The organism is Xenorhabdus mauleonii, assembly GCF_900113945.1.
Classification (GTDB): Bacteria; Pseudomonadota; Gammaproteobacteria; order Enterobacterales; family Enterobacteriaceae; genus Xenorhabdus; species Xenorhabdus mauleonii.
In genome coordinates this window covers 18235-35183 of record NZ_FORG01000013.1, presented here as the reverse complement: position 1 = coordinate 35183, position 16949 = coordinate 18235, and the positions used below count along the sequence as shown (strand labels likewise).

Below are 16949 nucleotides of genomic sequence, written 5' to 3'. Positions count from 1 at the left end.
ATTATGTTGTTGTGTGATTTGATTGAATATTCACACTTCTTTGGTAATCGCCAGAGCTCAGGCTTTCACAGTATTTCACTGCGATAATCCTGCCTGAGCGAAGATACCCAAAACAAACCTTCCTCAGCTTACTGGGTTGTCGCCTGACTTGACCCGGCATTTTTATGCCTGAAAAATGAGTAAGCCATGAGCACATTACTATCTGCAAAATCAATTTGTTATGACACTTCAACGACAACTTTATTGAATGACGTCTCTTTCACTGTTCAGGCGGGTGACCGCATCGGTCTGATTGGCCATAACGGCAGCGGAAAAAGTACGTTATTAAAATTACTGACAGCGCAATTAGCGCCCAATTCTGGCACTGTTCACTACGCCAATCACTGTGTGCCTGCCTATATCGAGCAGCATTTACCAGAAGAAGTGGAAAGCCAGCCATTGGTTGAGGCCGTTTTGCAAAAATTACCGGCTGACGAACGCATGACTGAACGCTGGCGCGCGGAAGTTTTACTGACACAATTGGGCTTTTCTGAATCCCTGTGGACACAGGCAGTCAATCAGCTCAGTGGTGGTCAGCACACGCGCCTGTTATTGGGCAGGGCATTGATACAAGAACCTGATCTGTTATTACTGGATGAGCCAAGTAACCATCTGGACTTACCTACGCTATGGTGGTTACGCAATTTTCTTCAGTCTTGGAAAGGGAGTTTTATTCTGGTTTCCCATGACCAGACCCTGCTTGATGAAACCACCAATTGCACATGGATATTGCGCGACAAAACGCTCCATTTCTATCGCTTGCCCTGCTCTGAGGCCCGTCAGGCACTGGCAGAAAAAGATGTGGCTGATGAACATCGCAATCAATCTGAACAAAAAGAGATTGATCGCATCACTATCAGTGCCAAACGCCTTGCAACCTGGGGACAGGTTTATGATAACGAGAGTTTTTCACGCAAAGCCAAGCAGATGGAAAAACACATCCAGAACCTGAAAGATACACAAACAGCGCTGACCGAAGGTTATCAGTGGCGGTTGACATTAACCGGCCAGACTATTCAGGCTGACCGCGTTCTTGAACTTGACCATGCAACTATCAAGATACCGGGCAACGCCACCCCACTGTTTACCACTCGTTTTCATCAGGTAAGAAGTGGGGATCGCATAGCGATCATCGGTGCCAATGGTTGTGGTAAATCAACCTTCTTGCAACTGTTGTGGCAACTTTATCTTTCAGAGATACACCACAGCTCTGCAATCAAGTTTCATCCAGCCATAGCCGCGGGTTATTACGACCAGCAGCTACACCAACTGCATGATAACGACACTCTGACAGATGCATTGCGATCATTCGCGCCACTGACTGACGAACAGCGCAAGATGGCGCTGATCGGTGCAGGTTTTGCTTATCCGCGCCATCAGCAAAAAGTAGCAACTCTCAGCGGCGGTGAGCGTTCAAGGTTGCTTTTTGTCGGGCTGAGTCTGGCAAAATATGAGTTGGTTATGATGGATGAACCGACCAACCATCTGGATATTGAAGGTAAAGAGGCATTGTGTGAGCAAATTGCAACATTCGCTGGTGCATTGCTCGTTGTCAGTCACGATCGCTGGCTTATCGAAAATAGCTGTCAGCGTTTTTGGTTTATCAATAACAATCAGTTGGAAGAGTATCACGACGTTGAGGCTATCTATCAACAAATTGAGCAGATGAGCCAACTGCAAAATAAACAGGAAGAGTACGGCCCTTATACATCTCAAACGGCCAATAATGGCTTGCAGCCATCCTTATTGGCTCTGGAAGAACAGTTGCTGGAGCGCCTGTTTCACCTTGAAGAAAGACTGGATGCTGATCTGAAACGCAAGATCACCCACCAGAAGCCGCACCTTCAACAACAATGGGCAGAGGAGATAGAAAAAATACAGTCCCAGTTAAACCTGTAATGGGTTATTTTTTGGTGATGTTTGCTTTATAGCAAGCATCACCTTAATAATTATCTTTTTTATTGTTTAATAAAATTAATTGCCATTGCTTAATAAAATATATCACTGAATAAAATAACACGGCATATTAAACAAAAAATAATATAGACTTAAATCTGAATAACAATCAATATGCAGACCAAATTAATATCCCAAAGCAGAAAATAAGGAGAACTAATCACTGACATTAAAATTCACGAATAATTTTAATGATACGGAATGGTTATTTCTAAAATAAAACAATTTATTCACTAAATTAAACAGAGTTTAATTGTTTTCATAAGGGAGAATCAGCCATATTGCAAAATAAACCATATTCATACAACAGCAGGTAACATAAATTTTCACAGAATAAAAGCATTTGGTATAAATCTATCCCCTCAAAAATAATTACAGAAGGAACGCCACATTATATGACCATAAACATGAATATTGCCCCCTTAATATTTCATCCCATAGCCTTGTGGTCTGTCTTTATTTTTACTGTTATATACCAAATCACAGTAGAAAGATGAAAATTCATTCTCCCTGATGTCAAAATCAACACTATAAATTTGTTAAAAACTCGTTATCCACTTGTTTGCAATTGTGGATTGAAAATAACTTTTGAACGGAACGATTCGTATAATTCATTATGACAAAATCTGAATATTTAGTAAGTTCAAATTTATATAATCTTCATCCTGCTCAAGAAGATGTGTTTTATGAACAAACACTCTATAAAGACAGTACCTTGCACAATATAGGCTGGTACTCCTTGATGGAGGATGACGTTGATATTGCTATTTTGCAACAGGCATGGAATTTATTACATCAGCATATTGATGCACTTCGGTTGCATATATCGATTGATTCAGGCCATGAAGCGACACAATACATTGAGAATAAATCGAAACCCAATTCAATTACATTTCATGATTTTTCAAATCAACCGGAAGCAGAAGAAAAAGCAAATCTTTGGATACAACAACATGTCGATATTCCGATTGATCTTCAAAATGGCCCCCTATATCAAGCTTCATTGATATTAATCACCGATAAAAAATATTATTTCCTCACTAAATTCCATCATATTATTATTGATGGATTGGGTTTATTCCGCCTGCATGAATATGTTCATCGATTATATTCATGCCTTAAAGCAGAAACATCAACAGCCTGGTTATCTGAAATACCTCAATATTTAGATTCAGTCACTCAAGCAAGAGCGTATTTAACTTCCGATAATTACAAACAAGACAATAACTATTGGTGTCATTTCTTAAAAGAACATGAACCTCACCAATTAATGCCTTATTACCAAAATCATGGCGCCAATAACAAAACAATAACATTGCCACTTTCAGTCAAAGAACCTTTGTACGCTTTTTGCGAAAAAAACCAAAGTAACCTGAGTTCCGTTTTTTCATGCCTTGTCGGTATTATGATGTCAGCGCTGACAGGGCAACAAGAATTGACGTTTAATACCGTGACACACGGAAGAAAGACAAAATCAGAGAAATATACCATTGGCATGCATACAAACATGTATCCGGTACATTGCTGTATCTCTGACGCCCTCAGTGTGACCGAACAAATTAAACAGATAGAGTCGGCAATAAAACGCAGTTATCAACATTGCTCATTCCCGCAATCCCACCTTGTCCGGATGGCCAATAATCAAGGTTTTTTTTTACCTAATATCCTTATCGCTTATGAGAAATTCTCAGATCCTGCGGCTGAAATGTCTCATGTTCATGATTATTATATAAATCCAGCAATACAGACTCACCCTATCGCTTTTCGCTTAAAAGATTATGGTATTGATCAGGAATTAAAAATTTCGATCAATTACTTACAAAAATACTTTAGCGATCCAGATGTCGATAATATGTTTGCACGGCTTGAGAATTTATTGATAGCCCTTATTGATAAACCGTCTTCTCTCGTCAATGAACTCCCCCTTTTGTTAGAACAGGAGCACCAGACTCTGCTGGGTGTCTGGAATCAAATCGATCCCCTTGAATACAAGGCGTTGCAATCCAGTACGTTGCAAAAGCAGTTCGAAGCACAGACGGCAATCACGCCAGATAATGTTGCGTTGCTATTTGAGGGGGAAACGCTGACCTACCGCCAGCTCAATGAACGGGCGAACCAGTTGGCTTGTGTGATCCGCGAACAATACCAGCAACAACAATGTCAGCAACAAGACCAGCCAACAAACAATGCACCAATGCAAGCTGATACCTTAATTGCCCTCTACCTTGACCGCAGTCTGGAAATGGTGGTCAGTATCCTTGCAGTATTGAAAGCCGGTGGCGCTTACGTACCTATCTCACCAGAATATCCCAGCGAACGGGTACAATTTATTCTGGAAGACACACGCGCCCCTTGTGTGATAACGCAGCAACAACATTTGCTGTCCCTGCACGAAAGCACGCAATCTCTGGCTTTCCAACCCAAATTGATCGCGGCGGATGATCCTTCGTTAACGGAAAACCAGCCAACAGCCAATCTGGCACAGACAGATGTGCCTTCCGATCTTGCTTATGTCATCTATACATCAGGAACGACCGGGCAACCCAAGGGGGTATTGCAAACCCACCAGAATGTCTCACGGTTATTTACGACTGCCCATAAACATTTTCAATTTAACCAAAAAGATACTTGGGTTCTTTACCACACCTATACCTTTGATTTCAGTGTCTGGGAGTTATGGGGCGCACTGCTTTATGGCGGTCGCCTGATTATTCCGACCGTTGAGTGCACAAAAGACTTTGCCAGATTCAGCCAGCTCTGTTCACAGCAGAAAGTCACCGTTTTGAACCAAACGCCGGGGGCATTTTATGCCTTTATTGATGCCTCATTAAATATGGGCGCTGAGTTTCCTGATCTTCGCTATGTGATTTTCGGCGGGGATAAACTCAATCCGATGCAACTGCAACCTTGGTGGGTGCATTATGGCGATCAGTCACCCAGTTTAATCAATATGTATGGGATAACAGAAACCACGGTTCATGTTACCTATAAGAAGCTGGCTCAAAACGATCCCACAGCATCATCCGTTATTGGTCAGCCATTAAATGACCTGCATGCCTATGTTTTGAATAACGCCGGTCATCTTGTCCCGATCGGCGCGCCGGGTGAACTGTATATCGGTGGTGCCGGGCTGGCCCGGGGTTATTTAAACCGGCCGGAGCTGACCGCAGAACGTTTTGTGGAAAACCCGTTTGCGACCGCAGAAGATAAAGCCCTCGGTTACACCCGCCTGTACAAAACCGGTGATTTGGTGCGTTGGATGCCAAACGGTGAGCTGGAATATCTGGGGCGCAATGACTTTCAGGTCAAAATTCGCGGTTACCGCATTGAGCTGGGCGAAATTGAGAGTGCTCTGGCCTCGCACCCACAAGTCAAACAAGCTGTAGTGATCGATCATGAGCATAAAGGGAACAAAGTGCTGGCAGCCTATTTGGTAACTGAAGGCACAGACGGCGAGCTATCCAATGACACATTAATAAGACATTTATCCAGCCGTCTGCCGGATTATATGATCCCTGCCAGTTTTACCCGTCTTGCATCCATTCCCTTAACCCTGAATGGCAAATTGGATCGCCGCGCTCTACCGGAACCTGTGTGGGGAAATCAGGACGATTACATTGCCCCCCGCAATGAACTGGAAATCCAACTTTGCGCTATCTGGCAGAATGTTTTAGGGCTGGAGCGCATCGGTGTTGACGATAATTTCTTCCGCATTGGCGGCAATTCCCTGATGGCTATTCAGCTCATTGCAGCCATTCACCGCCTCTTGGCGCGGGAAGTTTCACTGGCCCAGATATTCGAGCTGAAAACTGTCGCCAGACTGGCTGCCCATATGGAACAGCCAATACATACGGTTATCCCTCATCTTGGGTTGCAGCATTATCCCCTGTCATTTGCCCAAGAGCGCATGCTGTTTATCGAACGTTTTGAACAGGGCGCTAACGTATACCATGTTCCTTATCTGGTACAACTCCATGCCAATGCCAGCCTGCCGTTGCTGGAAAGGGCCATTAATCGGCTGGTTGAGCGCCATCCCGTGCTGAAAACGGTATACCGTACCCACAATGATGGTCATGAATATCAACATGTGCTGGAAGATAACCTTGTACTCAGGCCGCAGTCTTGCAATAGCATTGATGCACTGATGGAAACAGTGCGCGCTGAACTGCTCAAGCCGTTTGATCTGGTCAATGAACCGGGTTTTCGTCTGCACAGCTATACAACTAGCTATACAACTTCAACCCATCAAACAGTGCCAATCAATCAACATTACGTTTTGTTCTTGTGGCACCACATTGCCGTGGACGGCTGGTCTATTGATATTTTTATGGATGAATTGTCAGAGACCTACCAAGCTTTGCGGGAAGAACGTGACAGCCGGCTCCCTCCTCTGGATATCACCTATGGCGACTATGCGGTATGGCAACGGAATTATTTACAGGGAGAAGTTCAGGAGCGGCAACTGGCATACTGGCAGAAGGCGTTGACGGGTCATGAACCTCTGGCTCTGCCGACCGATCGCCCCCGCCCAATCCATGTCGATTATCAAGGCCGCGATTTCAACTTTACGCTGGACAGTACACTCTCCAACCAATTAAGGGCGCTGGCAAAGGCACAGGAAACGACCCTGTATACCGTGCTGCTCAGTGCGTTTTATGTCACGCTGGCAAAACTGTCCGGGCAGGATGACATTGTACTGGGTACGCCTACAGACAACCGCTATCTAGCTCAAACCCAGCCCCTGATTGGCATGTTTGTAAACTCACTGGTATTGAGGACTCAACTTCAGCAAACCGCCAGTATAGACACGCTGATTAAGCAAGTTCACTCCACCCTCCTTGAAGCCAAGATGCATCAGGATATTCCTTTTGAGCAATTGGTGGATGCCTTAAAGGTTGAGCGAGATACCTCCCGTCACCCGATTTTTCAGGTCATGTTTGGATTGCAGAATTTTGGCGAAAATCTGCCGGGCAGCCACCTGCCATTCAGCCTCGTTGAAACCGGTATTCCGCTGTACAGCCCGGCCAAGTTTGACTTGAGTCTGTTTATTTCCGATGGGCAAACCAACCTGACCGGCAGTCTCAATTACGCCACCAGCCTGTTTGATGGAACCACCATCACGCGAGTGGCCGATATCTACCAACAAGTGTTGGCAGCATTCGTCGCAGATCAGCAACAGGCACTCGTTGAACTCGATCCCCTTTCTGCACAGGAGCGCCATACCCTGCTGCACATGTGGAACCAAACTGATGTGCCTTACCCGCAGGATAAAACCCTGCAACAACTGTTTGAAGATCAGGTAGAGAAAAACCCCGATAATGTCGCGTTGGTCTTTGAGGGTGAAACGCTCACCTATCATCAACTTAACGAACGCGCGAACCAATTGGCTGGAGTGATCCGTGCACGCCACCAGCAACGATTTGATGCCCCCATGCCGGCAGATACCCCCATCGCCCTTTACCTTGACCGCAGTCTGGAGATGGTGAGCAGCATTCTGGCGGTATTGAAATCCGGCGGCGCTTACGTGCCCATCCTTCCGTCATATCCGCCGGAGCGGGTCAATTTTATTCTGCAAGATACCCAGACACAGTGTGTTATCACCCAACAGCAACACCTGGCAACACTGGCTGAGTACACCGAATTATTTGCTGAACCTCCCACGCTGATAGCCGCAGACGATCAAGCCATCACCGCCGGCCAGCCTGCCGGAAATCTGCCACCGATCAATAAACTTACCGATCTGGCCTATATCATCTATACCTCCGGCACGACGGGCCAGCCAAAAGGGGTGATGACTGAACACAGAAACGTCATCCATATGGCGGCTGCACAAGAAAAATTCTTCAATGCGCCGGGAAGAAGCAAGGCATTGATGTTTGCCAACTACATCTTTGATGGTTCTGTTTTTGAGTTATTCCCCAGCCTATTTAATGGGCTGACAATTTACATTTGCAGTGAGAAAGAACGCCATCTTCCTGCACTTGTGAAACTTATTCAGCAGGAAGGCATTGAAATAGCCGCGTTACCACCGGCTATCCTGAAATTAATGACGGAGACTGAACTGCCCTCATTGCAGGTTTTAGTGACTGCGGGTGAATCCCCTTCTTTGGATTTCCTTGAACACTTTAGCCGCCACAGCCAGATACTGAATTCTTATGGCCCGACAGAAGTCACCGTTTGTGCGACTGAAAAGCAGTATCAACTCGGGGACACGCCAACCAATATCGGGACGGCGATTCATAACGCCCGCCTCTACGTTCTGGACAGTTACGGCAACCTGTCCCCGATAGGCACACCGGGAGAATTGCATGTTGGTGGCGCGGGATTGGCGCGGGGTTATTTAAATCAACCTGAATTGACTGCTGAACGTTTTATCGCGAATCCGTTTGCAACCGCAGAAGATAAAGCCCTCGGCTACACCCGCCTGTACAAAACCGGCGATTTAGTGCGCTGGTTGCCGAACGGTGAACTGGAATATCTGGGACGCAATGATTTTCAGGTCAAGATCCGCGGTTACCGCATTGAACTGGGGGAAATTGAGAACGTTCTGGCAGCCCATCCGCAAGTGGAACAGGCTGCCGTGATTGCCCATAAGCGCCAAGGCCATGACACGCTGATAGATGTACTGGCAGCCTATCTGGTCACAGACAGTGAACTGTCCGATGAAAGTCTGGTTGAATACCTTTCTGCCCATTTGCCGGAATACATGATACCGGCCAGCTTTACCCGACTCGATGCCATTCCATTGACGCTGAACGGCAAGCTGGATCGCCGTGCTTTGCCGGAACCCGTGTGGGAAAGCCGAAACAGCTATGTCGCGCCCCGCAATGCGCTGGAATCACAACTTTGTGCCATCTGGCAGGCGGTTTTGGGGCTGGAGCATGTTGGCATTGATGACAACTTCTTCCGCATTGGCGGCAACTCGTTGATGGCAATCAAGCTGACGGCCGCCATTCGCCAACGTTTGGCAACGGACATCACACTGGCTCAATTGTTCGAGCGGAAAACTGTCGCCGGTCTGGCAACTGAAATGGCGCACTCCCAAGAGTCGGAACAACAAACCTGTACCGTGATCCCGCGCCTGAACACGGCACATTATCCCCTGTCATTTGCCCAAGAGCGGATGCTGTTTATTGAGCAGTTTGAACAAGGCACCGACGCTTACCACATTCCTTATTTGGTTCAGTTGGATAACAAAACTTGCCTGCCCTTGTTGGAAGCTGCCATCAATCAGTTGGCTGAACGCCATCCGGTACTGAAAATGGTGTACCTCAACCATGATGACGGGCAAATTCACCAACAAAAGCTGGATGCCGCTCTGCCCATCCAGTCAATTCCACCCAGTGAAAATATTGACAAGTTGTTGGATACCGTGCGCGCAGAAATTGCCACACCGTTTGATCTGTCCGCGGAGCCGAGCCTGCGCCTGCGTCATTACCAAATCCATAACAAACAAATCAGCGAGAAACATTACTTGTTGATGTTGTGGCATCACATTGCTTTTGATGGCTGGTCAGTCAATATCTTCATGAATGAACTGGCAGAGATCTACCACGCCCTGTCAGCAGGCCGCGACAGCCAACTGCCCCCGCTGGATATTTCCTATGGCGATTATGCCGCATGGCAGCGGGATTATTTGCAAGGCGATCTCAGTGAACGCCAGCTTGCTTACTGGCAGCAAACGCTGGCAGGCTATCAGCCTCTGACTCTGCCGACCGATTACCCGCGCCCCATTCATGTTGATTATCAAGGCCGTGACTTCAATTTCACGCTGGATAATACTTTATCAAACCAACTACGGACACTGGCGAAAACACAGGAAACCACTCTGTATACCGTGTTGCTCAGTGCGTTTTATGTCACGCTGGCAAAACTGTCCGGACAGGATGACATTGTACTGGGCACGCCTGCAAACAGCCGCCACCATGCCCAAACCCAACCGCTGATTGGCATGTTTGTCAATACACTGGCATTACGGGCGCAATTGCAACAAACCGCCAGTGTGAACTCACTGATTAAACAGACCCATCAAAGCGTTACGAATGCCAAATCCCATCAGGACATGCCCTTTGAACAATTGGTTGAAACATTGGGCATCGAACGGGACACCTCCCGCCACCCGATTTTTCAGGTTGTCTTCACCTTGGATGATTTTGATGAAAATCAGCCGGATAGGCTCAATTTGCCTTTCAGTCCGGTTGAGCAGACTGAGCCGCTGTACAGCCCGGCCAAATTTGACCTGAGCCTGATTGTCTCCGACAGGCACACCAATATCAGCGGTTGCCTGAACTATGCCGTCAGTCTGTTCAACGAGGCCACGATTGTCAGGCTGGCCGATATCTACCAACGTGTACTGACCGCTTTTGTGGCAGATCAGAAACAGGCGCTGTTTGAACTTGATGTTCTCTCCCCGCAGGAACGTCATACACTGCTGCACACATGGAACCCGCTTGCCATTGCTCCATATTCCCAAGACCAGACCCTGCAACAGCGGTTCGAAGCACAAGTTGCCGCAATGCCGGATAATATGGCGCTGGTATTTGAGGGAGAAACCCTCACTTACCGTGAGCTTAACCAGCGGGCAAACCAACTGGCTTTGGTACTCCGTGAAAATTACCAGCAGCAGCACCAAGAACCAATGCCGGTCAACACACTGATCGCCCTGTACCTTGACCGTGGTCTGGAAATGGTGATCAGCATTCTGGCGGTATTGAAATCCGGCGGTGCTTATGTGCCCATTTCACCGGAATACCCATCAGATCGGGTCAGTTTTATTCTGCAAGATGCCCAGACACCCTGCGTACTGACCCAGCAACGGTATTTGACGGTACTGGCAGAATATACCCAATCACTGCCTGACAGTTGCTTGATGGTTGCCGCGGATGATCCAGCCCTGTCCCGTATTCCATCCGGAGAGAATCCAACCTCTATCAGCCGCGGAGATGATCTGGCGTATGTCATCTACACTTCAGGGACGACCGGAAAACCCAAAGGCGTATTGCAGACCCACCATAATGTGATGCGGCTATTCACCGCTACCCAAGAAAAATATCAATTCAATCACCACGACACTTGGGTGCTGTACCATGCTTATACCTTTGATTTCAGTGTGTGGGAGCTGTGGGGAGCCTTGTTGTATGGCGGGCGTCTGGTCATTCCTTCCGTTGCATGCACAAAAGATTTTGTCCAGTTCAGCCAACTGTGCATTGAGCAAAAAGTCACTGTTCTGAACCAAACACCGGGGGCATTTTATGCCTTCATCGATACTTCATTGAATGCCGATGCGACATATCCCCGCCTTCGTCTGGTCATTTTTGGCGGCGACAAACTGAATCCGGTTCAGTTGCATCCGTGGTGGAACAAATACGGGGAACACTCACCGGCGTTGGTCAACATGTACGGGATCACTGAAACCACAGTTCATGTGACCTATAAAAGATTAACCCAAGACGACACCGTGACCGCCTCCAACATTGGCCGGCCATTAAACGATCTCTCGGCCTATGTGCTGGACGATTTCGGGCGTCTTGTCCCGATTGGCGCTCCCGGTGAGTTATATGTGGGAGGCGCGGGGTTGGCGCCGGGTTATCTGAACAGACCGGAACTGACTGCGGAGCGTTTTATCGAAAACCCGTTTGCCCGTGCCGAAGAAAAAGCCCTCGGTTACAACCGACTGTATAAAACCGGTGATTTGGTGCGTTGGTTGCCGAACGGTGAACTGGAATATCTGGGACGCAATGACTTTCAGGTCAAGATCCGCGGTTACCGCATTGAACTGGGGGAAATTGAAAGCGTTCTGGCAGCCCACCCGCAGGTGAAACAAGCGGTGGTGATTGCCCATAAACACCAAAGCCACGATGTGCTGGTAGCCTATCTGGTTGCCGAGGCAACAGGCGATGAGCTGTCCGATGAAAGTCTGGTTGAATACCTTTCCGCCCATTTGCCGGAATACATGATACCGGCCAGTTTTACCCGCCTTGACGCCATTCCGTTGACGCTGAACGGTAAACTGGATCGCCAGAACCTGCCAGAACCCGTTTGGGAAAGCCAAGACCATCATGTCGCACCCCGCAATGCGCTGGAAACCCAGCTTTGCGCCATCTGGCAGGCGGTTTTGGGGCTGGAACGGGTTGGCATTCATGACAATTTCTTCCGCATTGGCGGCAACTCGTTGATGGCAATCAAGCTGACGGCTGCTATCCGCCAACGTTTGGCAACGGACGTTACACTGGCTCAATTGTTCGAACGGAAAACTGTCGCCGGTTTGGCGGCCGGCATAGAGTATTCATCTGAATCGGAGCAACAAACCTGTACGGTTATTCCTCACCTGAACTCAGGCCATTATCCCCTGTCATTTGCCCAAGAACGGATGTTGTTTATTGAGCAGTTTGAACAAGGCACCGACGCTTACCACATTCCTTATTTGGTTCAACTGGATAACGAAGCTTGCCTGCCCTTGTTAGAAACCGCCGTCAATCAACTGGCTGAACGCCATTCAGTCATACAGATGGTGTACCTCAATCACGATGACGGACAAATCCACCAGCAACAGCTGGACGAACCACTGGTTATCCGGCCGGCACAAGTTTGCGAAGATGCTGACGGGCTTCTGGACTTGGTTCGCGCGGAAATCGCCACGTCGTTTGATCTGTCCACAGAGCCGAGCCTGCGCTTGCGCCATTATCAGATCCATAACAAGCAAATCGGCGAGAAACATTACTTGCTGATGTTGTGGCATCACATTGCCTTTGATGGCTGGTCAGCTGATATTTTCATGGATGAACTGGCAGAGATTTACCACGCCCTGTCAGCAGGCCGTGACAGTCAGTTGCCGCCACTGGATATCACCTATGGCGACTATGCGGCATGGCAGCGGGATTATTTACAGGGCGAAGTGGGAGAACGCCAGCTTGCTTACTGGCAACAGACGCTGGCGGGTTATGAACCACTGGCTTTGCCTGCCGATCATTCCCGACCTGCCCACGTCAATTATCAGGGTCGTGATTTCAATTTCACGCTGGAAAATGCCTTATCAAACCAACTACGGACACTGGCGAAAACACAGGAAACCACCCTGTATACCGTGCTGCTCAGTGCGTTTTATGTCATGCTGGCAAAACTGTCCGGACAGGATGACATTGTGCTGGGCACGCCTACAGATAACCGTCACCATGCCCAAACCCAGCCCCTGATAGGTATGTTTGTTAACTCCATGGCCTTAAGGACGCAACTACAGCAAACCGCCAGTGTGGAAACACTGATTGGGCAGATCCACCAGTTGGTTGCAGGAGCCAAAGCCCATCAGGATATGCCCTTTGAACAACTGGTCGAAGCATTGGGCATCGAACGGGATACCTCCCGACACCCGATTTTTCAAGTGATGTTCACTTTGCACCGTTTTGCTGAAAATCAGTCGGACAGACTCAATTTGCCTTTCAGTCCGGTGGCATTGCCAGAAACTTTATACAGTCCGGCCAAGTTTGACTTGAGCCTGTTTGTATCCGACGGGCAAACCAATATCACCTGCTGCCTGAACTATGCCGTCAGCCTGTTCAATGAGGCTACAATCGTCAGGCTGGCAGGCATCTATCAACACGTGTTGGCGGCTTTTGTCGCTGATCAAAAACAGCCACTATTCGGGATTAATATCCTGTCAGCACAAGAGCGGCATTTGCTGGAACGCTGGAACCAGACTGAAACCCCCTACCCGCAAGACAAAACCCTGCAACAACTGTTTGAAGCGCAGGTTGCCCAACACCCCGATGCCATTGCCGTCGTCTTTGAAGGGCAAAAGATCCGTTATGACGAACTTAACCAGCGTGCCAATCGTCTGGCTCACCACCTGATTGCGCTGGGCGTGCGGCCGGATGACAGGGTTGCCATTTGCCTCGAACGCAGTCCGGAAATGGTGGTGGGAATACTCGCCATCCTCAAGGCCGGCGGGGGTTACGTACCGCTCGACCCGACCTATCCTACGGAACGGCTGGCGTACATGCTGGAAGATGCCGCTCCCGTGGCGTTGCTGACCCAGACAGCGCAGGCCGAGAAACTGAGCGGTTCCGTACCATCAAAGCTGCATGATAAAACGGTATTGCTCGACAAGCAGGCAGCATTACTTGCAACCCTGCCAGACACCAATCCGGATACCCAAAAATTGGGGCTGACGTCGCGCCATCTGGCCTACGTTATTTACACTTCCGGCTCCACCGGACAACCCAAAGGCGTTATGGTCGAGCATCGCAATATTTTGCGTCTTATCATCAACAATGGCTTTGCTGACATTGGCCCTGATGATTGCATTGCCCACTGCGCCAATACCTCTTTCGATGCCGCCACATGGGAAATTTGGTCTGCCCTGCTCACTGGCGGGCGGATGTATATTGTTTCATCGGCAGCATTGCTCGAACCGATACGTTTCCGTCAGGCACTGATTGAAGGAAACGTATCGGCCTTATGGCTGACCGTCGGCTTGTTTAACGAATACCTTGAGACATTGCTCCCGATCTTCGGGCAACTGCGTTATTTGATTGTCGGCGGGGATGTCCTCAACCCGCAAAAAATCAGGCAAGTACAGTCAGCAGAAACCCAGCCAACCTGTCTGCTTAACGGTTATGGCCCGACAGAAACGACAACTTTTGCGTCTACTTATGCGATCACTTCTCCGGTTGATGTCAATCAATCCATTCCGATTGGTCGTCCCATTGCCAATACCTGCATGTATTTGCTCGATCCTTATGGGCAAGCGGTTTCAATCGGTGCCATCGGCGAAATTCATATTGGTGGCGATGGTGTTGCCCGGGGTTATCTGAATCGCCCTGAGCTGACAGCAGAACGTTTCCTCGTCGATCCTTTCTCACCAGAAACCGATGCCCGCATGTACAAAACCGGCGATCTGGGTCGTTGGTTGCCTGACGGAAACATCGAATACCTCGGCCGCAATGACAGTCAGGTCAAGCTGCGGGGCTTCCGCATTGAACTGGGGGAAATCGAAAACGTCCTGACATCCCATCCACAAATCAGGCAGGCGGTGGTGATTGACCGCACTCATCAAGGGGATCAAGGAAATAAAGACGGGCAAGGAAATAAAGTACTGGCAGCCTATCTGGTCGCTGAAGATGAACTGTCTGATGACACTTTGATCAAATATCTCGCTTCGCGCCTGCCGGAATACATGATACCGGCCAGCTTTACCCGTCTTGAATCCATTCCCCTGACCCAAAACGGAAAAATCGATCGCCGCGCCCTGCCGGAACCGGTCTGGGGAAACAAGGACAACTATATTGCCCCGCGCAATGCGCTGGAAACGCAGTTATGTGCCATCTGGCAGGCGGTATTGAAGCTGGAGCGCATCAGCATTGACGATAATTTTTTCCGTATTGGCGGGGATTCGATTGTCAGTATCCAATTGGTTTCCAAACTGCGCCAAGCGGGTTTTTCCCTTCAGGTTAAATCGATTTTTGAGGCACCGACCGTGGCTCAACTGGCACAATGGCTGTCACAATCATCATCCGCAGAAAAAATCATTGCTGAACAGGGATTATTGAGCGGGGAATTTGATTTATTGCCTATCCAGCAAACCTTCTTCAACTGGCGTTTATCAGATCCACACCACTGGAATCAGGCATTCATGATTCAGATCCCCGGTGATATTGAATTCGGCCAGATTGAACACGCCCTAAACAAGTTGGTTGAACGGCATGATATGTTGCGTACCCGCTTTATAGAAACGGAAAACGGTTATCGCCAGTGCTATTCCGACAAGCACGATGCTGCCCACGACTATCTCTATTCAGGGGAAGCTCCATCTTCACATTCTCTTTTACGGTACTGTGATATCAGGGGATTGGATAAGGAAGCGCTGCATCAGCAATTAACCCAATGGCAAAGCGGGTTTGATTACAATAACGGGCCATTGTGGCAGGCCGGCCACCTGACCGGATATGCGGATGGCAGCGCACGGTTATTCTTCGCCTTCCATCATCTGATCATTGATGCCGTTTCTTGGCGAATTATCGCCGAAGATATGCGTTTGTTATTGCAGGGCATGAGCTTACCGCCCAAAACCAGCAGCTACCGGCAATGGGTAGCCGCTATTCACCGTTATGCGCAGCAGCACCAACATGAAGTTTCTTATTGGAAACACGTCGTCGCCGGCAACAACATTATGCCGGCTACAGTTGGCAACACCCAGCACCGGTTAAGCCTTTCCGCAGAAATGACCGATATCCTGCTGCATGAAGCCAACACGGGTTATCACACGGAAATTAATGACTTGCTGTTGAGTGCCCTGACTCTGACCTTGCAAGAAACGTTCTCCCGCACTGTGAATTACATTCTTCTGGAAGGCCACGGCCGAGAATCCATTGACAGCGCATTGGATCTTTCCGAAACCGTCGGCTGGTTTACCACCATGTATCCGGTTCGTCTGGAAATGCAAGCGGATATCGCAGAAACCATCATTCACACCAAAGAAATGCTTCGTGACATCCCGAACAAAGGCATCGGTTACAGCGCATTGCATCAAGCGGGCTACCTGACCGGCGAATTGCCAACCATCAGTTTCAACTACCTCGGGCAGTTAGGCGGTTCCAGCCATCAAGACTGGACGATCACCAGTGATGATTGCGGAGACTCGATAGCCAGAGCAAACGGCAGCCATCTATTGCTGGGCATCAATGGCGCTGTGCAGGCAGGGAAATTGCAGTTCAACGTGGATTCCCGCTTGCCGCAACCCCAGACAGAAGTATTTCTCCGGGCATTTGAACAAGCACTCAATAACATCGTGGTGGCAGGTCAAACGCAGGCTCAATCCGGTGGCATAAAAACCCCCAGTGATTTCGGCATCAAGGGCATTTCGATGGAGCAATTAAACCAACTTACCCATCAATTTGATCTTGTTGAAGATGAAAGCTCGCCTCTCAACTCAGAAAAGAAAACTATTTTGGACGTGTAAA

At 48.5% G+C, this 16949-nt stretch carries 2 protein-coding genes; both read left to right on the top strand.

Annotated features, from left to right (window positions below; all coding sequences use genetic code 11):
• Positions 1-186: 186 nt before the first annotated feature.
• Positions 187-1938 (top strand): ABC-F family ATP-binding cassette domain-containing protein, encoded by a 1752-nt coding sequence (locus tag BM100_RS13180; protein ID WP_092511670.1) that lies wholly within the window; start codon positions 187-189, stop codon positions 1936-1938.
• A gap of 673 nt (positions 1939-2611) precedes the next feature.
• Entirely contained in the window at positions 2612-16948 is a 14337-nt protein-coding gene (locus BM100_RS13175; protein WP_092511668.1) for a non-ribosomal peptide synthetase, read from the top strand.
• Position 16949 lies beyond the last annotated feature (1 nt).